Here is a 20,334-nt window from a genome sequence, read left to right on the forward strand (position 1 = left end):
GAAGATCACCTGTGAGAGTGACCGGGTTGCGCGGAATCGCCTATTCCCTCTGTCGAACATATGACAATTCGTGGCAGGATGCGGATCGCGTAGCGTGTTACCGACCGGTTACGGGAGATGAGGGGTAGTCAGTGGCCCGAGGTACCAGGAGGTGGCTGCGTTCGGCCGCGGTCTGCGGCACTCTGCTCGCCGCCGCGGCACTCGCTCTGCCGGCCCAGCAGGCGGCGGCGCGACCCTACGACCCACCGCCCGCGGCGGAGGTCTCGCTGCCCGATCTGCTGACCAGGCTCCAGACCCTCTACGCGCAGACGGAGACGGCGACCGAGTCGTTCAACAAGGCCAAGGAGACCGCCGACCGGCAGCGCGCCCAGGCCGACCAGGTCGACGCACAACTCGCCGACCAGCGGGTCTCGGTCGCGGACAAGCGCGACGAGGTGGGTCTGATGGCCCGCCAGATGTACAAGGACGGCAGCGTGTCGCCGTACCTGTCGATGCTGACCGGCCAGACCCCGCAGGACTTCTTCGGGCAGCGGCACGTCCTGGACCGGGCCGCCGATCACCAGCAGGACGTGCTGGCCGAGCTGACCAGCGGCGAGCAGCGGCTGAACGAGCTGAACACCCAGGCGCAGCAGGCGCTGGACAAGGCGCAGTCCGCGCTGGCCGTCCAGCAGGCGCAGAAGAACACGGTGGAAAAGCGCCTCCAGGAGGTCGAGTCGATACTGGCCGGGCTCACCGGCGTGCAGATCAGCGAATTGCAGTCGCTGGAGGAAAAGGGCGTCAACAAGGCGCAGCAGGAGTTCCTCGACTCCAAGGCGCTGGGTTCCGACGCCGACAGCCGCCTGCCGTCCGACGCGGGGAAGCGGGCCATCAGCTACGCCTTCATGCAGCTCGGCAAGCCGTATGTGTGGGGCGCGCAGGGTCCGGACTCCTTCGACTGCTCGGGGCTGACCTCGCAGGCGTGGTCGCACGCCGGGGTGACCATCCCGCGCACCAGCCAGGAGCAGTGGGCGCGGCTCCCGCACGTGCCGCTCGAACTGCTGCGCCCCGGCGACCTGGTGATCTACTTCTCCGGCGCCACCCATGTGGCGATCTACATCGGCGACGGACTGGTGGTCCAGGCGCCGCGCCCCGGCTCGGTGGTGAAGGTCTCGCCGATCGCCGCCAACCCGATACTGGGCGCCGTCCGCCCCGACCTCGGCAGCGCCCCGGCCGGGGACTACACCCTGCCGAAGATCCCCAAGCAGGCCGAGCAGCCGACGCCGTTCAGCCCGCAGGTGACGCCCCCGGCGCCCAAGCCCAGGACCTCCGGCGGGTCGACCGGCACCGCGCCGGCCACGCCGCCGCCGCACTCCACGGGTCCCGTCACCCGGCCGACCCCGGGCGAGAGCACGCCGCCGCCGAGGATCACCCCGACGCCGACGCCCTCGGACACCCCGTCCGGCGGCCCGACGCCCACGCCCTCCGCCACCGGGAGCGGGGGCGCGAGCTAGGGCCTGTCCGGCGGATCGTGGGAGCCGGGTCCGACGCCTAGGCGGAGGGCCCGGCGCCCGCCGCGGCCTGCGCCTCGGCGAGATACGCCCCGGCGCGCTCCGGGTCGAAGAACCACTCCTCGTAGTCGGCCGGGTCGTCGAAGCCGTTGGCGAAGCGGTCGGCGACCGGCTGGAGCCCGCCCGCCGCGCCGATCAGGCCGAGGACGTGCTCCGGCGGCGGCGCGAGCATCGCGTTGGTCCACTTGGTGACCGGCGCCGCGTGGTCCCAGTAGCGGTCGAAGGCGCTCTGCATCCACGCGCGGTCGAAGGGCAGCTCGCCGCGCTCGACGATGCTCGCCAAGTACGAGGCCGCGCACTTGGCGGCGTTGTTGGAACCCTGGCCGGTGATCGGGTCGTTGGCCACCACGACGTCCGCGACGCCCAGAACCAGCCCGCCCGAGGGCAGTTCACCGACCGGCTCGCGCACGGTCGGCGCGTACCGCCCGGCGAGCGTGCCGCCCGCGTCGGTCAGCTCGACCGAGCCCGCCCGGTCGTACTCCCACGGCGTGAAGCGGCGCATCAGGTCAAGTGTGAGGCGGAGCTGCTCCGCGGGGTCCTTGACGCCCTGGAAGACGTCGACCGGGCCGCCGGGCACGCCCTCCCAGAAGAGTATGTCGGCCGGGCCCGAGGTGGTCAGTGTCGGCATCACGAACAACTCGCCGACGCCCGGCACCAGATTGCAGCGCACCGCGAAGAAGTCGGGGTGCTCGGGGCGCGGCCCGAGTCCGTGCACATACGACACCGCGAGCGCCCGCTGGGGGGCGTCGTAGGGCGAACGGGCGGCGTCCCGGCGGAACATGGAGACGATCTCGCCCTTGCCCGCGGCCACCAGCACCAGGTCGTAGGCGCGGGAGAAGTAGTCCAGATCCGATACGGCCACACCGTGGATGACGAGCTTGCCGCCGCGCTCGGCGAAGGTCTCCATCCAGCCGGCCATCTTCACCCGCTGGTCGACGGACTGCGCGTGACCGCGCAGCCTGCCCACCCAGTCGATCGGCCGTGAGGCGTCGGGCGCGGAGACGGAGACGCCCAGTCCCTCGATGCGCGGCGCCTGGTCCTCCCAGAAGTTCAGCCCGAGGTCGCGTTCGTGCTGGAGCGCGGTGGCGAACATGCACTGGGTGGACATCACCCGGCCGCCGCGTATCTCGTCGGCGGTCCGGTTGGACATCACGGTGACGTCATAGCCCTGGGACTGGAGGCCCAGGGCGAGTTGGAGCCCGGCCTGCCCGGCTCCGACGATGAGTATCTTGCGCACAACGGCTCGCTTCAGGTCGATGGACTTCGTAACGCGGCGGCAACCGCGGCCACTACATGGGCTGTTCGGACAGCGCGTGCCCGACCAGCGCCAGCAGCGCCTCCACCACTGAATACCGCTTGCGAGCGTCGATCACCAATACGGGGATGTGGGCGGGTACGGCCAGTGCCTCACGGACGTCGTCCGGGGTGTACTGCGCCGTGCCCTCGAACTGGTTGACGGCCACCGTGTAGGGCAGACCGGTGCCCTCGAAGTAGTCCAACGCCGGGAAGCAGTCGGCCAGTCGGCGGGTGTCGGCGAGCACGACCGCGCCTATCGCGCCGCGCACGAGGTCGTCCCACATGAACCAGAAGCGCTGCTGTCCCGGCGTGCCGAAGACGTACAGCACCAGGTCCTGGTCCAGGGTGATCCGGCCGAAGTCCATGGCCACCGTGGTGGTGGTCTTGTCGGGAGTGGCGGCGAGGTCGTCGACGGCCTCGCTGGCCTGGGTCATCACCGCCTCGGTGGTGAGCGGTGCGATCTCGGAGACGGCGCCGACGAAGGTGGTCTTGCCCACGCCGAAGCCGCCCGCCACCACGATCTTCGTGGAGACCGGCGCCCTGCCGCGTTCCTTCTGCCACTCTTGCAGGCCGTCCTGCTGGTCAGAGCCTGCGAAGTCCACTGAGCACCCTTTCGAGCAGCGCGCGGTCGGGGCTGCCGGGCCCGTGCCCGGTTCCGTACACGCGGATCCTTCCCTGGTCCGCCAGGTCACTGATCAGGACACGGACGACGCCGAGCGGCATCCGCAGGAGTGCGGAGATCTCGGCCACCGACCGCATTCTGCGGCACAGTTCGACGATCGCCCGCAGCTCGGGCATCACGCGCTCGGCCCAGTCGCCCCTGGTGAGGGCGAGTTGTTCGCCCGGACCGTCAACGGTGGCCACGAACGTCTCGACCATGAGCACATGGCCGAACCGCGTGCGACCGCCGGTCAAAGCGTACGGGCGTACGCGCGCGGTGCGCCGGTCGGCTCCGCGTTGGGGCAGCGACGGCATCAGCGGGCACTCTCCAGGGCGTGGCGCAGCTCACTGCGCAGTGCGGGGGTCAGGACGTGTCCGGCCCGTCCGACGAACAGGGCCATGTGGTAGGCGATGACGCTCATGTCGCAGTCGGCGCCCGCGTGCACGCCCAGCAGCGAGCCGTCGCTGATCGACATGACGAACAACGCGCCGTCGCTCATCGCGACGGTGGTCTGCCGGACCTTGCCGCCGTCCATCAGCTTCGCCGCGCCGACGGTGAGGGAGGCCAGGCCCGACACGACGGCGGCGAGGTCGCCGCGGTCCCCCGCGGGGTTCTTCCGCGGGGCGGGGACCGCCGGGTCCTCGTCGGCCGGCGGCGCGGGGGGCGGCGACGCGTCGGCCTCGGCGTGCGAGGTGATCAGCAGCAGGCCGTCGGAGGAGACCACGGCGACCGAGCGGACGCCGTGCACCTCCTCGACGAAGCTCTGCAACAGCCACTGGAGATTGCGCGCCTCATGACTCAAGTCCTTCGTTTGCGTGCCGACCGCGTTCAACGGGTCGCCTCCTCAACGGTTTCGGCTGGGCCTGCGTCCCCCTGGTCGTCCCCTCGCACGTCCGTGGTCGTGACCGCGGTGCCCTCCACCGCTCCCGGTCCCGCTCCGGCTCCCTGCTCCGGTATCACCACTCCTGCCCCGGCGACCGGTCCTGATCCGCTGGTGATCTCCTCCTCGACGTCCCGCCGTCCGGCCTGCAATCCCCTTTGCAGACCGCCCAGTTTGCGCCGCAGCGCCTCGGCGTCGACCGGTCCCCCGCGCTGCGGCTCGCGCGTCGCGGGCTCTCCGGTCAGACCTGTGCTGCGCGGGGTCCGCTGCGGCAGCCCCTTGCCGGTGAGGCTGCCGCCGACGGGCGCGGCAGGCGTGTCGGCTGCGGACACCCTACGGTGCCGGGGCCGGGAGGCGCCCTGTCCTGGCGCGGTCCCGCCGTCGGGAGCCGGGCGGGTGTGCTCGGTCTGGCGCGGTACGGCCGGGTCGGCGGCGGGCGCGGGCGCCCGGCCGAACTCCGGTGCGGCGATGGCGGTTTCGGCGGCCGGGTCCGTGGCTGACGGGGCGTCGGCCCCGGCGCCGGGCGGCGTCGTGGCCGCGGGCATCGGCTCGCCCGCCAGCGCGGCCTCCACCGGCGTGGCGGGCTGCTCGTCGGGCTGCGCGGCCGGGAGCAGGACCCGCGGCAGCACGACGACGGCGGCGGTGCCGCCGAGCTTCTGCGGGCGCAACTGCACCCGGACGCCGTGCCGGTGGGCGAGCCGGGAGACCACGTACAGGCCCATGCCGGAGACCGTGCCGGGCGGGGCCGGGTCGGGGTCGGCGAGTACCGCGTTGAGCTCGCCGAGGCGTTCCGGCGGTACGCCGATGCCCGCGTCCTCGACCGACAGCATGACCTCGCCGCTCTCCAGCAGCCAGCCGGACAGGTGCACTTCGGCGTGCGGGGCGGAGAAGGAGGTGGCGTTGTCGAGGAGTTCGGCCAGCAGGTGGCTGATGTCGTCGGCGGCGCGGCCCGCGATCCGGGCGACGGCGAGCACCTGGATGCGTACCCGGTCGTACCGCTCGATCTCGGAGATCGCGGCGCGTGCCACGTCGACCAGCGGGACCGGGCGGGCGGCGGCGCCGTGGCTGTGCTCGGTGCCGGTGAGGACCAGCAGATTCTCGCTGTTGCGCCGCATGCGGGTGGCGAGGTGGTCCAGCTTGAACAGGGTCTCCAGCCGGTCCGGCTCCTGCTCCTGGTCCTCCAGGCCCTCGATCAGGGTGAGTTGACGCTCCACCAGGCCGAGGGTGCGCAGGCTGAGGTTGACGTAGGTGAGCTGCGCGGCGCCCTGCGTGGTGGCGGCGGCGAGCTGCCGGGTCAGCTCGTCCTGGCGGCGCAGCAGCGTGTCCCGCTCGGCGGAGAGCGCGCCGTGCACGCCGAGCGCGCGGATGCGGTCGGCGGCCAGGTCGGCGGAGCGCGAGCGCAGCGCCTGGGCCTCCTGCGTCAGCGCGTTGGCCCGGCGGGCGACGGCGGCGAATTCGTCGGTGCCGGTCACCTCGGCGCCCTGGCCGCTCTCGGCGTCGGCGCGGGACCAGCGGTGCAGCGCGGCCAGCGGGCGGGTGAGGCTGCGGAAGACGGTGACGAGGACGCCCACCACGAGCAGCAGGCAGAGCGCGGCGAGCGCGGCCCGCAGCTCCAGCGCGGTGACGTCGTCGTCGCGGTCGTGGGCGGCGGCGCGGGCCTCGTCGGTGGCGGCGGACGCCTCGACCGTACGCATCAGGCCGATCCTGGCGGTCAGCGCCGCGTTGACCGGCTTCGCGCCCAGCGCCCGGTCTGAGCGGGTGAGTTGCCCGCCGTCGAGGAGCTGGGCGAGGTCGCGGTCGGCCTGCGCGGTGTCGGCGCCGGTGACGGTCTGGTCGTACTGGCCGCGCAGGTCGGCGGGGGCCGTGGCGCGGAATTCGGCGAGCGCGGCCTGTTCCTGGACGTGGGCGACCTGGGCCGCGGCGGTCAGCTCCGGCTGGGTGCCGCCCGCGGTGAGCGCGGCGACCAGCAGGCCGCGCTGGACGGCGGCGGCGGTGACGGCGCGGGTCAGCGGCGCGGTGACCGGGCCCGCGGTCCTGCCGAGGGCGTCGAGCAGCGGCTGGTAGGCGCTGATGACGCTCTGCGGGCCGCCGTCGCCGCCGAGGGCGCCCTGCCGGACGCGGGGCAGCGCGGCGAGCGCGGTCCGCAGGCCGGCGGGGGCGTCGGCGGCGACGTCCTGGACCTGGCGGTCGACGCGGGAGCGGCTGTCCTCCGGCAGGCCGTCGCCGCTGGCCGCGTCACGGCCGTCGGCGGCGAAGGCGGCGAGGTCGTCGCGCTCGTCGGCGAGGGAGTGGGCGAGCACGGTGGCGCGGGTGGTGAGCTGGGCCGCGTCCGCCCGGTCCTGGGCCCGCGACAGGTCGCGGACCGCGAGGGCGACGCCTGGAGCGGCGGCGGCCAGGACGGTCACGGCGCAGACGAGCAGGGCGGCGAGCAGACGCTGCCGGACCCTCCGCTCTCGCGGTTGACGTCGTTCACGCAACTTCGGTGCTCGCAATCACGTATCGCCGGCGGGCCCGGGAGTGTCCCCGGGGAATATGCAGAAGTCCCTCCGACCCTTGCAGCCCCGCCCGGAGAGGTGCCACGCGTCGCTCCCCCGGACACTCGAACGAGTGAATCGCAACGAGGAGTTGACCGACAAGTCCGGCGTGCGCGGGGACACTTCGCCCGGCGTGGACGGCACTGGCGCGGTGCTGCGACCTTTGGCAGGATGCCCGCGCGCATAGGCCCGCGCGCCCCGGTCCGTACCAATGGGGCCGTCCGCGGGGGGGGCGCGGTTTCGAACGCCGGGCCGCCGCGCGGGGTGCCGGGGAGCCGCCGTCCGGCCACCGCCGGGACACCCGCGGGCCGCCGTCCGTACCCGCGGGTCCCGCACACTGGTCCCATGCGCATCGAGACGGCCACCGCGCCCGGCACCCCCGACCGTCCGAACGAGGACTTCGTCTCCGTGGCCCTGCCCGCTTCCGGGCAGGGCGGCGCCGTGGTCCTGCTGGACGGGGTGACGCCGCCGCCGGACAACGGAGATTGCGTGCACTCGGTGCCGTGGTTCACCGCCCGGGTCGGCGGCGCGCTGCTCGAACTGTCCGTTTCCCGGCCGGAGATGACGCTTCCCGACGCTCTGTCCGCCGCGATCGGCAGGACGGCCGCGGCACACCGTGACACCTGTGATCTTTCTCACCCGCTCACCCCGCAGGCCACGGTGGTCGCCGTCCGCTGGGACGAGGAGTACGTCGAGCACCTGGTGCTGTCGGACTCGGCGCTGCTGCTGGAGTCGGCGGACGGCGAGGTGACCGCGGTGCTGGACGACCGGATCGACCGGCTGCGCGCCGCGGGCGTACGGGTCGGGCCGCTGCGCAATCTGGAGGGCGGTTTCTTCACCGCCGCCGCCGATCCCGCGGTCGTCTCGCGGGCCGTCACCGGCCGCACCCCGCGCTCCCGGGTCCGCGCGCTGGCCGCGCTCACCGACGGCGCCGCCCGTACCGTCGAGGTCTTCGGCGACGACGCCTGGCCCGATGTCCTCACCCTGCTCCGCAAGGCGGGCCCCGAGGCCCTGATCGCCCGCGTGCGCGCCCGCGAGGCCGCCGAGGAGTCCCCCGACGGAAAGCGCCACGACGACGCGACAGCGGTCCTGGTGGAGCTGTAGCCGCGCGGGGGCGGGCTACTCCTCGTTGTTCAGGCGCTGGAGCAGGCGGGCCAGCTCCGCGACGTCCGTGCGGTCCCAGGCCATGAGCTGGCGCAGGTAGCGCTCGCGGCGGGCGGTGCGGACGCGGGAGAAGCGCTCGCGGCCCTCGGCGGTCAGGCGCATCAGGAAGGCGCGGCCGTCGGCGGGGTCGGGCTCGCGGGTGACCAGGCCCAGTTCCTCCATGGCCCGCAACTGGCGGCTCATGGTGGCCTTTCCGACCCCGAAGTACGCCGCGAGTTCGGTGGCGCGCTCGGGTTCCGTCTCCTCCAGCCGGACCAGCAGGCCGTACGCGGCGGGTTCCAGTTCCGGGTGGACGGCGCGGGCGAGGTCGCCCGAGGTGGCGCGGGCGCGCCGGAACAGCACGGTCAGTTCGCGCTCCAGCGCGTCCATGTCGCTGTCGTCGGATCCGGCCGCTTCCGCCGCCTGTCTCGCCTCGTTCACACCGTTCCCGCTTTCAACGCCTGAAAGTTTCCTTCACTCACGGTTGTTTCCGCAGCACGTCAAGTATTTCGCAGGAGTAGACCATCGGCGGTTTCCTGACCCCCTTTCACGCCCGGAGTCGCGCCTCTACCTTCAAATCTGTCATGGCCACTGCAAGGCCATGCCGAGTCCCCACCATGGAGGCACGAATGTCCCACGGAGATCTCTCCGTCGTGCACGGCCCCGGCTCGGTCCGGAAGAGGCTCGGCCTGCTGGCCGGTCTGTTCGTCACCATGCTCGCGATGGTGTTCGTCCTGCCCGGCTCCGCCAGCGCGGCGAGCGGCACGGGGCACCTCACGCACCCCGAACTCGACTGGATGGGCTCCACCATCAAGGCGCACGAGGGCTCCAGCGCCTCCTCGTCGTCGTCCGCCGGGACCGTCACCCCGATGGCGACGCAGACGCTCGGCATGGACGTCTCCGGCTACCAGGGGAACGTCAACTGGGCCACCGCGTGGGCGAACGGCGGCAAGTTCGCCTACGTCAAGGCGACCGAGAGCACGTCGTACACCAACCCGTACTTCACGCAGCAGTACAACGGGTCGTACAACGTGGGCATGATCCGCGGCTCGTACCACTTCGCCACCCCCGACACCTCCGGCGGCGCCGCGCAGGCCGACTACTTCATCGCCCACGGCGGCGGCTGGTCCGGCGACGGCAAGACGCTGCCGGGCGCGCTGGACATCGAGTACAACCCCTACGGCGCGACCTGCTACGGCCTGAGCCAGGCCAGCATGGTGAGCTGGATCCACGCCTTCGCCAACCAGTACCACGCGCGTGAGGGTGTCTACCCGGTCATCTACACCACCTTCGACTGGTGGAACACCTGCACCGGGAACAACAGCGGCTTCGCCACCACCAGCCCGATCTGGATCGCGAAGTACACCAGCACGGTCGGCACCCTGCCCGCGGGCTACGGCTTCTACACCTTCTGGCAGTACGGCGACGCCGGCACCTTCCCCGGTGACCAGGACCGCTTCAACGGAGACCTGTCCCGTCTCCAGGCCCTCGCCCTGGGCTAGTCACCTCGCGGCGGCTCCCGCACGCACGAGTTCCCCGCACCCTCGTCCCAAGGGTGCGGGGAACTCGCGTGTTCAGGGCCGGACCACGGCCTTCACGGCCGGACCACGGTCTTCGACCGGACCCGCGGCCGGAGGCCGTCAGGCGGCCAGCGGCACCTCCGCCTCGGCGGCCTCGGCGGAGGCCGACTCCAGCGCCAGCGCCAGGACTTGGCGGACGTCGCTGACCGGGTGGACGTCGAGGGCCGACAGGATCTCGGCCGGGACGTCGTCCAGGTCCGCCTCGTTCCGCTTCGGGATGACGATGGTCGTGATCCCGGCGCGGTGCGCGGCGAGCAGCTTCTGCTTGACGCCGCCGATCGGCAGCACCCGTCCGGTCAGGGACACTTCGCCGGTCATGGCGACGTCGGTACGGACCCGGCGCCCGCTGAGCAGCGACGCCAGCGCGGTGGTCATGGTGACACCGGCGCTCGGCCCGTCCTTCGGCACCGCGCCCGCGGGCACGTGCAGGTGGACGCCGCGCTCCTTGAGGTCGCCGACCGGCAGTTCCAGCTCCGCGCCGTGCGACCGCAGGAAGGACAGCGCGATCTGCGCCGACTCCTTCATGACGTCGCCCAGTTGGCCGGTGAGCTGGAGTCCCGATCCGCCGGTCTCCGGGTCGGCCAGCGACGCCTCGATGTAGAGGACGTCACCGCCCGCGCCGGTCACCGCGAGCCCGGTGGCCACGCCCGGCACCGCCGTGCGCCGCTCCTCCGGGTCCTGCGCGGACTCCGGTACGTGGTGCGGCCGTCCGATCAGCGCCCGCAGGTCGTCGGGGCCGACGGTGAACGGCAGTTCCTGGTCGCCCAGTTCGTGCCGCGCCGCGATCTTGCGCAATATCCGGGCGACGGTGCGCTCCAGATTGCGGACGCCCGCCTCGCGGGTGTACTCGCCCGCCAGCCTGCGCAGCGTCTCCTCCTCCAGCGCCACCTCGTCCTCGGCCAGGCCCGCCCGCTCCAACTGGCGCGGGAGCAGGTGGTCTCGGGCGATGACGACCTTCTCGTCCTCGGTGTAGCCGTCGAGCCTGACCAGCTCCATCCGGTCGAGCAGTGGCTCGGGGATGGTCTCCAGGACGTTGGCGGTGGCCAGGAACACCACGTCGGACAGGTCGAGTTCGACCTCCAGGTAGTGGTCCCTGAACGTGTGGTTCTGCGCCGGGTCGAGGACTTCGAGCAGCGCCGCCGCCGGGTCGCCCCGGTAGTCGGAGCCGACCTTGTCGATCTCGTCGAGCAGCACCACCGGGTTCATCGACCCGGCCTCCTTGATGGCCCGCACGATCCGGCCGGGCAGCGCGCCGACGTACGTACGCCGGTGGCCGCGGATCTCCGCCTCGTCGCGGACGCCGCCCAGCGACACCCGGACGAAGGTACGGCCCATGGCGCGCGCGACGGATTCGCCGAGCGAGGTCTTGCCGACTCCGGGCGGCCCGACCAGGGCCAGCACCGCGCCGCCCGCCCGCCGTCCGCCGCCGCTCTTGCCGGAAGCAGCGTCCGCCTGGCCGCCGACGACACCGAGGCCGCGGTCCGCGCGCCGCTTGCGCACGGCCAGGTACTCGGTGATGCGTTCCTTGACGTCGTCCAGGCCCGAGTGGTCGGCGTCCAGCACCGCGCGGGCGCCCGGGACGTCGTAGGTGTCCTCGGTCGTGGTGTTCCACGGCAGTTCCAGGACGGTGTCCAGCCAGGTGCGGATCCAGGAGCCCTCGGGGGAGGCGTCCGAGGAGCGCTCCAGCTTCTCGACCTCCTTCAGGGCGGCCTCGCGGACCTTCTCCGGCAGTTCGGCGGCCTCGACGCGGGCGCGGTAGTCCTCGCTCTCGTTCTCCGGGTCGCCGTTCAGCTCCGCCAGTTCCTTGCGGACCGCTTCGAGCTGCTGGCGCAGCAGGAACTCGCGCTGCTGCTTCTCCATGCCCTCCTGCACGTCCTTGCGCAGGCTCTCGGCCACGTCCTGCTCGGCGAGGTGGTCGCGCAGCCACTGGACGGCCAGCTTGAGCCGGGCCATCGGGTCGAGGGTCTCCAGCAGCTCCACGCGCTGCTCGGTGGTGAGGTAAGGGGAGTAGCCGGAATTGTCGGCGAGCTGGGACAGGTCGTCGATCTGCTGGACCCGGTCCACCACCTGCCAGGCGCCGCGCTTGCGCAGCCAGCTCGTGGCCAGCGCCTTGTACTCCTTCATCAGCTCGGCGACCGTGCCGGGCGACTCCGCGGGCGCCGGTTCCTCCACCGGCGTGCCCTCCACCCACAAAGCGGCGCCGGGCCCGGTCGTACCGGCCCCGATCCGCACGCGTGAGCGGCCCCGGATCACGGCGCCGGGGTCGCCGTCGGACAGCCGGCCGACCTGCTCGACGGTGCCGAGCACCCCGATCCCCGCGTAGGTCCCGTCCACGCGGGGAACGAGCAGCACCTTCGGCTTGTTGTCGCCGCTGTCACCGGCGAGGCCGCCGGATCCGGCGGCGGCGTGCGCGGCTTCCACCGCGGCCCGCGCCTCCGTGTCCGACAGGTCGACCGGCACGACCATGCCGGGCAGGACGACCTCGTCGGACAGGGGCAGCACGGGCAGAGTGAGCGTTGTGGGCGTCGAAGCCATGATCTCCCCTTCGGCAATCAAGTTGAGCTATGTCGACTCAATGCCTGGGGCACTTCGAATGTTCCCCGGGGCGCGTTCGCTCTCAGCGATCCCCGGCCTCGGCGGTCCTGACCTGCGCGATCCAACTCCCGGCGATCCCCGACCCGGGGCGGTCCCGACCTCGGCGGTCCCTGACCTGGGCGACCCCGACCTGGGCGACCCCGACCTCGGCGATCCCGCTCCCGGCGGTCCCCCGCAGCTCCCCCGGTCAGCTCCTGGCGCGCAGGAAGGCCGAGGTGGAGACCCGGCCCAGCATCTCGAACCGGGACTCCCCGGTCTCCAGGTACGTGTCCGCCGCCTCCTGGACACCGGTCCATGCGGCGTCCCCGTAGTCGTCGAGCACCACGATGCCGCCGGGCGCCGCGATCTTCTCTGCCCACTCCAGGTCGGCCATGACGCCCTCGGCCGAGTGGTCGCCGTCGACGATGATCACGCCGTACTTCCGGTCGGAGACCGCGGCCCGGGTGTCCGGGTCGCCGGAGAAGCCCTGCTCGATCCTGGCCCGCTCCCCTGCGTTGCCGCCGAGCGCCAGATTCGCGCGCACCACGTCCATCCGCACCGGCGTGCCGGTGGGCTCGCCGACCGGCCGGGCGCCGGGCTGGAGCTGCGTCCCGGCCAGCGGGTCGACGATGGTCAGCCGCGCCTCGACACCGGCCCGGTGCAGCATCCGCATCAGCGCGGCGGAGAACAGGCCGTGCAACGTGCCGATCTCCAGCACGTCCTCGTTGGGCGGGTCGAGCAGCGGGACCGTGGCCAGCTTCCCGCAGATGTTGTAGGTGGAACCGGCCAGGCGGCCGACGGCCAGGGCTTCGAGCGCGATCACGTTGCGGAAGGCGATCGTCACATTGCGCCGCGCGTCGGCCTCGTCGCGGCCCGAGACGGCGACCATCTCCCGCACCAGGGTGTCGATCCGGTCCGGGGTGGGCAGCCGGGGACCGCTGCGTCCGGTCTTGTCGAAGAGCAGACCGATCGCGAACTGCTGGTCGCCCAGCTCCGCGACCTTCTTGCGCATCGAGTCGAGATCGGCGACCTGCGACCTGCGGTCGCTCTCGATCTCCTTGCGGAGCTTGGAGGCGGAGCTCTGCACGCGACGGTCGACCAGTGCGGCAGCGGGGGCGAGCACCCGCCTGGTCAGTCGATTCTTCAGTAGGGAGGACATGCGCGGAATTTACGCCGCCGGTTCGCCGCCCAGGTCATGCCCCGATGCAGAGGAAATGAAGTTCTCACGACCGAGCAGTTAACGCCCGATGGAAAGGTGGCCGACATAAGGTCATGACCTCGTGCGGCATACGCCAAACTGGCCGTATGACCCTCCAACACCCATCCTCCTACAGCGGAACCCGCGCCTTCGACCACACCGCCCCCGTGGTGCTCGACCGGCAGGAAGGCCCGTACGGGGAGGTGGTGCTGCGACGGCACGGCGACCTGCTCCAGATCATCGCGAACGGGTGTTTCCTCATGGACACCTCCGACGGGCGGTCCGAACGCCTTCTGGTCGACGCGGCACTGGAATACCTGGACGAAGAACCGGCGGACAGCGCGGACCGGCCCGGCCGCTCGGTGCTCATCGGCGGTCTCGGCGTCGGCTTCTCCCTCGCGCGCGCCGCCGCGCGGCCGGGCTGGTCCCGGATCACCGTCGTCGAACGCGAGTCCGCGGTCGTCGGCTGGCACCGCGACGGGCGGCTCGCGCCGTTCTCCGCGGGCGCGCTGGACGACCCGCGGGTGACGGTGGTCGAGCGGGACCTGGTGGCGTACGTGGCGGAGCCCGGCGAGCGGTACGACGCGCTCTGCCTGGACATCGACAACGGCCCGGACTGGACGGTCACCGACGACAACGGCGGTCTGTACGGCCCCGCGGGCCTCGCGGCCTGCCGGAACCGGCTGACGGCCGGCGGCGTCCTTGCCGTGTGGTCGGCGAGCCCGTCGGCCGGTTTCGAGGACGCGCTGCGGGCCGCGGGCTTCTCCGGAGTACGCACTCTGGAGGTGGAAGTGACGCGTGGGGTTCCGGATGTCGTGCACCTGGCGATCAACGCCGCGTAGTCAGGGCGCCCACCTGCCCCGTAGGCTCCCCCGTAACCAGGACGACCTTGTGGGGCGGAATTGGACAGCGCGCAGACGACGGGCACGCAGCGCCGGGTGCTGGTGGTCGAGGACGACCAGACCATCACGGAGGCCATCGCGGCCAGGCTGCAGGCCGAGGGATTCCAGGTGCGGACGGCGGGGGACGGTCCCTCCGCGGTGGAGTCCGCGCACACCTGGCAGCCCGACCTGCTGGTTCTCGATGTCATGCTGCCCGGCTACGACGGCCTCGAGGTCTGCCGCCGGGTGCAGGCCGACCGGCCGGTGCCGGTGCTGATGCTCACCGCGCGCGACGACGAGACGGACATGCTGGTCGGGCTCGGCGTCGGCGCCGACGACTACATGACCAAGCCGTTCTCGATGCGCGAGCTGGCCGCCCGCGTGCACGTCCTGCTGCGCCGGGTCGAGCGGGCCTCGATCGCCGCGCACGACCCGCGCGGCGCCAGCATGCAGCTCGGCGACCTGGAGATCGACCACGCGCAGCGCCGGGTCCGGGTCAGGGGCGCCGACGTGCACCTGACCCCGACCGAGTTCGAGCTGCTGGTCTGCCTGGCGCAGCAACCGCGCGCCGTGCTCTCCCGCGAGCAGTTGCTCGCCGAGGTGTGGGACTGGGCCGACGCGTCGGGCACCAGGACCGTCGACAGCCACGTCAAGGCGCTGCGCCGCAAGATCGGCGCCGAGCGCATCCGTACCGTGCACGGCGTCGGGTACGCGCTGGAGACCCCGGCGCCATGACCCGGTGGTGGCGCCGGCTGTGGCGGCGCGTGTGGGACGCGCTGCGGCCCTGGGACCCGTACCGCTCCATCAAGGCCGCGCTCCAGCTCCTGGTGATCATCTCGGTGCTGATCACCACCCTGCTGGTGATCGTCGCCATCCACTCGGCGACCGAGCTGCGGGTCATCACGATCTTCTCGATCATCGCCTCGCTGCTGCTGACCCAGATCGTCGCCAACGGCCTGACCGCGCCGCTGCGCGAGATGACGGCCGTCGCCAAGGCGATGGCGGGCGGCGACTACAGCCGCCGGGTGGCGCGGGTGCGCAGGGACGAGGTCGGCGAGCTGGCCGAGACCTTCAACCAGATGGCGGCCGATCTGGCCGCCGTCGACCGGCACCGCAAGGAACTCGTGGCGAATGTCTCGCACGAGCTGCGCACCCCCATCGCCGCGCTGCGGGCCGTGCTGGAGAACGTGGTGGACGGGGTGTCGGCCGCCGACCCCGAGACCATGCGGCTGGCGCTCCAGCAGACCGAACGGCTCGGCAAGCTGGTCACCCAGCTGCTGGACCTCTCGCGGCTGGACAGCGGCGCGGTCCGGCTGGAGGCCAAGCGCTTCGAGGTGTGGCCGTACCTGTCGGCGGTGCTGCGCACCGCGAGCCTGGGCATGGAGGGCTCCTCCGCGACCGGCTCCCGCTCCCGGCCGCGCGCCGACGTCCACCTGCACCTGGACGTGTCACCCCCGGAACTGACGGCCTACGCCGACGGCGAGCGGCTGCACCAGGTGGTGGCCAACCTGGTCGACAACGCGGTCAAGCACAGCCCGCCGGGCGGCCGGGTGACGGTACGGGCCAGGCGCGGCGGCGCACCCGGCAGCCTCGACCTGGACGTGCGCGACGAGGGGCCCGGCATCCCCGAGGCCGACCGCACCCGCGTCTTCGACCGCTTCCACCGCGGCGCGCATCCGGGCGGCGACGGCGGGACGGGGCTCGGTCTGGCCATCGCGCGCTGGGCGGTGGACCTGCACGGCGGGCGGATAGAAGTGGCCGAATCCCCTCGCGGCTGCCGCATCCACGTCACCCTTCCGGGTGTCTCCACGGCGCAACCTTGACCTAAAGTTGGGGCGAGCCGCTCGCGGCCGCCCCCCAGCCGCCCTCCGCCGCACCGACGCCGTGCGAGCGCGGCTGATCGAACGACCCCCAAGAGGGATCAATTTCCCGCCAGGAACAGCACTGAAACCAGTCTTCGGGTGTGACATGCGCGACGTAAGGGCCCCGGGCCTGCATCGACCCCTCCAGTAGGCGTAGCCTTTATTTCCGCTGTCCACCATCTTGTGAAGCGGAAGAGGGCGGTTGCCGCCGTGTCGTCACAGTCCCCCAATAGCTCTAGTGTCTCGACCGACCACGAAGCGCAGGGCGAAGGCCCCGCAGCGGGCTTCGGCCCCAATGAGTGGCTGGTCGATGAGATCTACCAGCAGTACCTCCAGGATCGGGACTCGGTAGACCGAGCCTGGTGGGACTTCTTCGCCGACTACAAGCCGGACGGCTCCGCCGATTCGGCGGCCGCCCCCGGCCAGGGCGGCGCCTCCGGCGCCGCCGCTCGCGCGACGTCCCCCGACGAGGGCAGCGCCGTAGGCGCCGCGCAGCCGGTCCCCGCGGGCGCGACGGACGCCCCGGCGCCCGCCGCCCCTCCCGCTCCCGCGCAGCCGGTCGCCAACGGCACCCCCGTGGCCTCCCCCGCCGCGCCTGCCGCCCCCGTGGCGCCCGCGGCGGCCCCCGCGCCCGTCCCGGCGCCCGCGGCCCAGGCACCGGCGGCTCCCGCCGCTCCCGCGCCCGCGCCCGCCCCGAAGCAGGCGGCGCCCCGGCAGGCCGCCCCCGCGCCGGAGCCCCAGGGCACCGAGTACGTGACGCTGCGCGGCCCGGCCGCCGCGGTCGCCAAGAACATGAACGCCTCGCTGGAGCTGCCGACCGCCACCTCGGTCCGCGCCATCCCGGTGAAGCTGCTGTTCGACAACCGCATCGTCATCAACAACCACCTCAAGCGCGCCCGCGGCGGCAAGGTCTCCTTCACGCACCTGATCGGGTACGCGATGGTGCAGGCGCTCAAGGCGATGCCGGCGATGAACCACTCCTTCGCGGAGAAGGACGGCAAGCCGACGCTGGTCAAGCCCGACCACGTCAACCTGGGTCTGGCCATCGACCTGGTGAAGCCCAACGGCGACCGCCAGCTCGTCGTCGCGGCCATCAAGAAGGCCGAGACGCTGAACTTCTTCGAGTTCTGGCAGGCCTACGAGGACATCGTCCGCCGCGCCCGCAACGGCAAGCTGACGATGGACGACTTCACCGGCGTCACCGCCTCGCTGACCAACCCCGGCGGCCTGGGCACCGTGCACTCCGTGCCGCGGCTGATGCCCGGCCAGAGCATGATCCTCGGCGTCGGCTCGATGGACTACCCGGCCGAGTTCCAGGGCACCTCGCAGGACACCCTGAACAAGCTGGGCATCTCCAAGGTCATGACGCTGACCAGCACGTACGACCACCGGGTGATCCAGGGCGCCGCCTCCGGCGAGTTCCTGCGGATCATGAACCAGCTCCTGCTCGGCGAGAACGACTTCTTCGACGACATCTTCGCCGCGCTGCGCATCCCGTACGAGCCGGTCCGCTGGCGCACCGACATCGACACCGCGCACGACGACGACGTCACCAAGGCCGCGCGGGTCTTCGAGCTGATCCACTCCTACCGGGTCCGGGGCCACGTCATGGCCGACACCGACCCGCTGGAGTACCGCCAGCGCAAGCACCCCGACCTGGACGTGCTGGAGCACGGACTGACCCTGTGGGACCTGGAGCGCGAGTTCGCGGTCGGTGGCTTCGCGGGGAAGTCACTGATGAAGCTGCGCGACATCCTCGGGGTGCTGCGCGACTCGTACTGCCGCACCGTCGGCGTCGAGTTCATGCACATCCAGGACCCCAAGCAGCGCAAGTGGATCCAGGACCGGATCGAGCGCCCGCACGCCAAGCCCGAGCGCGAGGAGCAGCTCCGCATCCTGCGCAGGCTCAACGCGGCCGAGGCGTTCGAGACCTTCCTCCAGACGAAGTACGTCGGCCAGAAGCGCTTCTCGCTGGAGGGCGGCGAGTCCGTCATCCCGCTGCTCGACGCGGTCATCGACGCGGCGGCCGAGTCGCGGCTGGACGAGGCCGTGATCGGCATGGCCCACCGCGGGCGGCTCAATGTGCTGGCGAACATCGTCGGCAAGTCGTACGCGCAGATCTTCCGCGAGTTCGAGGGCAACCTCGACCCGAAGTCGATGCACGGCTCCGGCGACGTGAAGTACCACCTGGGCGCCGAGGGCACCTTCACCGGTCTCGACGGCGAGCAGATCACCGTCTCGCTGGCCGCGAACCCCTCGCACCTGGAGACGGTCGACCCGGTCATCGAGGGCATCGCCCGCGCCAAGCAGGACATCATCAACAAGGCGGGCACCGACTTCACGGTGCTGCCGATCGCGCTGCACGGCGACGCGGCCTTCGCGGGCCAGGGCGTCGTCGCGGAGACGCTCAACATGTCGCAACTGCGCGGCTACCGCACCGGCGGCACCGTGCACGTGGTGATCAACAACCAGGTCGGCTTCACCGCCGCCCCGGAGTCCGCGCGCTCGTCGATGTACTGCACCGACGTGGCCCGGATGATCGAGGCGCCGATCTTCCACGTCAACGGCGACGACCCGGAGGCCGTGGTCCGCGTGGCGCGGCTGGCCTTCGAGTTCCGGCAGGCGTTCAACAAGGACGTCGTGATCGACCTGATCTGCTACCGCCGCCGCGGGCACAACGAGTCGGACAACCCGGCGTTCACCCAGCCGCTGATGTACGACCTGATCGACAAGAAGCGCTCGGTGCGCAAGCTCTACACCGAGTCGCTGATCGGCCGCGGCGACATCACCCTGGAAGAGGCGGAGCAGGCGCTCCAGGACTACCAGGGGCAGTTGGAGAAGGTCTTCACCGAGGTCCGCGAGGCGGCGTCCGCGCCGCCCGCGAGCCACGAGACGTCCGTGCAGCCGGAGTTCCCGGTCGCGATGCCCACGGCGGTCTCCGCCGAGGTCGTCAAGCGGATCGCCGAGTCGCAGGTCAACATCCCCGAGCACGTCACCGTCCACCCGCGGCTGCTGCCGCAGCTCCAGCGCCGCGCGGCGATGGTCGAGGACGGCACGATCGACTGGGGCATGGGCGAGACGCTGGCGATCGGTTCGCTGCTCCTGGAGGGCACGCCGGTCCGGCTCGCGGGCCAGGACTCGCGGCGCGGCACCTTCGGCCAGCGGCACGCGGTGCTGATCGACCGGGAGACCGGCGAGGACTTCACCCCGCTGCTGTACCTGTCCGAGGACCAGGCCCGTTACAACGTCTACGACTCGCTGCTCAGCGAGTACGCGGCGATGGGCTTCGAGTACGGCTACTCGCTGGCCAGGCCCGAGGCGCTGGTGCTGTGGGAGGCGCAGTTCGGCGACTTCGTCAACGGCGCCCAGACCGTGGTGGACGAGTACATCACCGCGGCCGAGCAGAAGTGGGGCCAGACCTCCGGCGTCACCCTGCTGCTGCCGCACGGCTACGAGGGCCAGGGCCCGGACCACTCCTCGGCCCGGATCGAGCGCTTCCTCCAGCTCTGCGCGCAGAACAACATGACGGTCGCCACCCCGACCACCCCGGCCAACTACTTCCACCTGCTGCGCTGGCAGGTGCACAACCCGCACCACAAGCCGCTGATCGTCTTCACCCCGAAGTCGATGCTCCGGCTGAAGGCGGCGGCGTCGAAGGCCGAGGACTTCACCACCGGGCAGTTCCAGCCGGTGATGGGCGACACCTCGGTGCAGCCCGAGGCGGTCCGCAAGGTCGTCTTCTGCTCCGGCAAGGTCTACTACGACCTGATCGCCGAGCGGGAGCGGCGCGGGGCGACCGACGTGGCCTTCATCCGCATCGAGCGGCTGTACCCGCTGCCGGGTGTGGAGATCCAGGCGGCCATCGCGCCGTACACCAAGGCGCAGAAGTTCGTGTGGGCGCAGGACGAGCCCGCGAACCAGGGCGCGTGGCCGTTCATCGCGCTCAATCTGATCGACCACCTGGACCTGCTGCTCGGCGCGGCCCCGGACAACGCGGACCGGCTCCGCCGGGTGTCCCGCCCGGCGTCGTCCTCGCCCGCGGTGGGCTCCGCCAAGCGGCACCAGGAGCAGCAGCAGCAGTTGATCGAAGAGGTCTTCTCGATCTGACCTCCCGCCCGTCGCGAACGGCCGCCGGCCCCGCACCCTCTCAAGGGGTACGGGGCCGGCGGCCGTTCGCG

The 20,334-nt window shown here is 72.0% G+C and carries 15 protein-coding genes; 7 read left to right on the forward strand and 8 right to left on the reverse strand.

The window, feature by feature from the left end; translation table 11 throughout:
- The first annotated feature begins 131 nt into the window (after positions 1–131).
- The gene (locus ACIO6U_RS29645) at positions 132–1,490 is read left to right on the forward strand and encodes an NlpC/P60 family protein (RefSeq protein WP_401723740.1); all 1,359 of its coding nucleotides are present in this window, start codon (positions 132–134) and stop codon (positions 1,488–1,490) included.
- Between the two features lie 37 nt (positions 1,491–1,527).
- On the opposite strand, the gene ACIO6U_RS29650 is transcribed toward ACIO6U_RS29645, so the two are convergent.
- Genes ACIO6U_RS29650 through ACIO6U_RS29670 form a run of 5 tightly spaced genes read right to left on the reverse strand, consistent with a single transcriptional unit; the run spans position 1,528 to position 6,789 of the window.
- On the reverse strand, positions 1,528–2,784 hold the full coding sequence (locus ACIO6U_RS29650) for a styrene monooxygenase/indole monooxygenase family protein (RefSeq protein ID WP_401723743.1): 1,257 nt from the start codon (positions 2,782–2,784) through the stop codon (positions 1,528–1,530).
- Between the two features lie 52 nt (positions 2,785–2,836).
- Positions 2,837–3,445, reverse strand: coding sequence for an ATP/GTP-binding protein (locus ACIO6U_RS29655; protein WP_355344424.1), 609 nt, complete (start codon positions 3,443–3,445; stop codon positions 2,837–2,839).
- A complete protein-coding gene (locus ACIO6U_RS29660; RefSeq protein ID WP_188281760.1) occupies positions 3,426–3,818 on the reverse strand; it encodes a DUF742 domain-containing protein in 393 nt (130 codons plus the stop codon). Before ACIO6U_RS29660 ends, ACIO6U_RS29655 begins: the two co-directional genes overlap by 20 nt.
- Positions 3,818–4,306, reverse strand: a complete 489-nt coding sequence (locus tag ACIO6U_RS29665) for a roadblock/LC7 domain-containing protein (RefSeq protein ID WP_355344428.1) — start codon at positions 4,304–4,306, stop codon at positions 3,818–3,820. Before ACIO6U_RS29665 ends, ACIO6U_RS29660 begins: the two co-directional genes overlap by 1 nt.
- A 26-nt stretch (positions 4,307–4,332) precedes the next feature.
- Entirely contained in the window at positions 4,333–6,789 is a 2,457-nt protein-coding gene (locus tag ACIO6U_RS29670) for a nitrate- and nitrite sensing domain-containing protein (protein WP_401723747.1), read from the reverse strand.
- A 474-nt stretch (positions 6,790–7,263) separates the two neighbouring features.
- Here ACIO6U_RS29670 and ACIO6U_RS29675 point away from each other — a divergent pair, with 474 nt between their 5' ends.
- Complete coding sequence (locus tag ACIO6U_RS29675; RefSeq protein ID WP_401723750.1) at positions 7,264–8,022, forward strand: hypothetical protein; 759 nt, start codon at positions 7,264–7,266, stop codon at positions 8,020–8,022.
- A 15-nt stretch (positions 8,023–8,037) separates the two neighbouring features.
- Here ACIO6U_RS29675 and ACIO6U_RS29680 read toward each other — a convergent pair whose 3' ends face one another.
- A complete protein-coding gene (locus tag ACIO6U_RS29680) occupies positions 8,038–8,451 on the reverse strand; it encodes a MarR family transcriptional regulator (protein WP_355344462.1) in 414 nt (137 codons plus the stop codon).
- Between the two features lie 239 nt (positions 8,452–8,690).
- On the opposite strand from ACIO6U_RS29680, the gene ACIO6U_RS29685 reads away from it, so the two are divergent.
- Positions 8,691–9,563 carry a lysozyme gene (locus ACIO6U_RS29685; protein WP_355344437.1) on the forward strand — a complete coding sequence of 291 codons (873 nt, stop codon included), beginning with the start codon at positions 8,691–8,693 and terminating at the stop codon, positions 9,561–9,563.
- Positions 9,564–9,701: 138 nt separating this feature from the next.
- Here ACIO6U_RS29685 and lon read toward each other — a convergent pair whose 3' ends face one another.
- Complete coding sequence (gene lon / locus ACIO6U_RS29690; protein WP_401723753.1) at positions 9,702–12,176, reverse strand: endopeptidase La; 2,475 nt, start codon at positions 12,174–12,176, stop codon at positions 9,702–9,704.
- A 247-nt stretch (positions 12,177–12,423) separates the two neighbouring features.
- Positions 12,424–13,374, reverse strand: a complete 951-nt coding sequence (locus ACIO6U_RS29695; protein WP_401723756.1) for a class I SAM-dependent methyltransferase — start codon at positions 13,372–13,374, stop codon at positions 12,424–12,426.
- Positions 13,375–13,520: 146 nt separating this feature from the next.
- Between ACIO6U_RS29695 and ACIO6U_RS29700 the strand changes: the two genes are divergently transcribed.
- The 4 genes from ACIO6U_RS29700 (at position 13,521) to ACIO6U_RS29715 (ending at position 20,263) form a co-directional block, all read left to right on the forward strand.
- On the forward strand, positions 13,521–14,255 hold the full coding sequence (locus ACIO6U_RS29700) for a spermidine synthase (RefSeq protein WP_355344446.1): 735 nt from the start codon (positions 13,521–13,523) through the stop codon (positions 14,253–14,255).
- Between the two features lie 60 nt (positions 14,256–14,315).
- A complete protein-coding gene (locus tag ACIO6U_RS29705) occupies positions 14,316–15,029 on the forward strand; it encodes a response regulator transcription factor (protein ID WP_188281597.1) in 714 nt (237 codons plus the stop codon).
- Positions 15,026–16,117, forward strand: coding sequence for an ATP-binding protein (locus tag ACIO6U_RS29710; protein ID WP_355344450.1), 1,092 nt, complete (start codon positions 15,026–15,028; stop codon positions 16,115–16,117). Before ACIO6U_RS29705 ends, ACIO6U_RS29710 begins: the two co-directional genes overlap by 4 nt.
- A 249-nt stretch (positions 16,118–16,366) precedes the next feature.
- Entirely contained in the window at positions 16,367–20,263 is a 3,897-nt protein-coding gene (locus ACIO6U_RS29715) for a multifunctional oxoglutarate decarboxylase/oxoglutarate dehydrogenase thiamine pyrophosphate-binding subunit/dihydrolipoyllysine-residue succinyltransferase subunit (protein ID WP_401723761.1), read from the forward strand.
- The last annotated feature ends 71 nt before the right edge of the window (positions 20,264–20,334 follow it).

It is taken from the genome of Streptomyces sp. NPDC087422 (genome assembly GCF_044744145.1).
Lineage (GTDB): Bacteria > Actinomycetota > Actinomycetes > Streptomycetales > Streptomycetaceae > Actinacidiphila.

Excerpts from the sequence above, each read along its gene's own strand:
- ACIO6U_RS29695 (WP_401723756.1), bottom strand. The coding sequence starts at position 13,374 with ATGTCCTCCCTACTGAAGAATCGACTGACCAGGCGGGTGCTCGCCCCC.
- lon (WP_401723753.1), bottom strand. The coding sequence starts at position 12,176 with ATGGCTTCGACGCCCACAACGCTCACTCTGCCCGTGCTGCCCCTGTCC.
- ACIO6U_RS29710 (WP_355344450.1), top strand. The coding sequence starts at position 15,026 with ATGACCCGGTGGTGGCGCCGGCTGTGGCGGCGCGTGTGGGACGCGCTG.
- ACIO6U_RS29660 (WP_188281760.1), bottom strand. The coding sequence starts at position 3,818 with ATGCCGTCGCTGCCCCAACGCGGAGCCGACCGGCGCACCGCGCGCGTA.
- ACIO6U_RS29685 (WP_355344437.1), top strand. The coding sequence starts at position 8,691 with ATGTCCCACGGAGATCTCTCCGTCGTGCACGGCCCCGGCTCGGTCCGG.
- ACIO6U_RS29680 (WP_355344462.1), bottom strand. The coding sequence starts at position 8,451 with ATGGACGCGCTGGAGCGCGAACTGACCGTGCTGTTCCGGCGCGCCCGC.
- ACIO6U_RS29700 (WP_355344446.1), top strand. The coding sequence starts at position 13,521 with ATGACCCTCCAACACCCATCCTCCTACAGCGGAACCCGCGCCTTCGAC.
- ACIO6U_RS29675 (WP_401723750.1), top strand. The coding sequence starts at position 7,264 with ATGCGCATCGAGACGGCCACCGCGCCCGGCACCCCCGACCGTCCGAAC.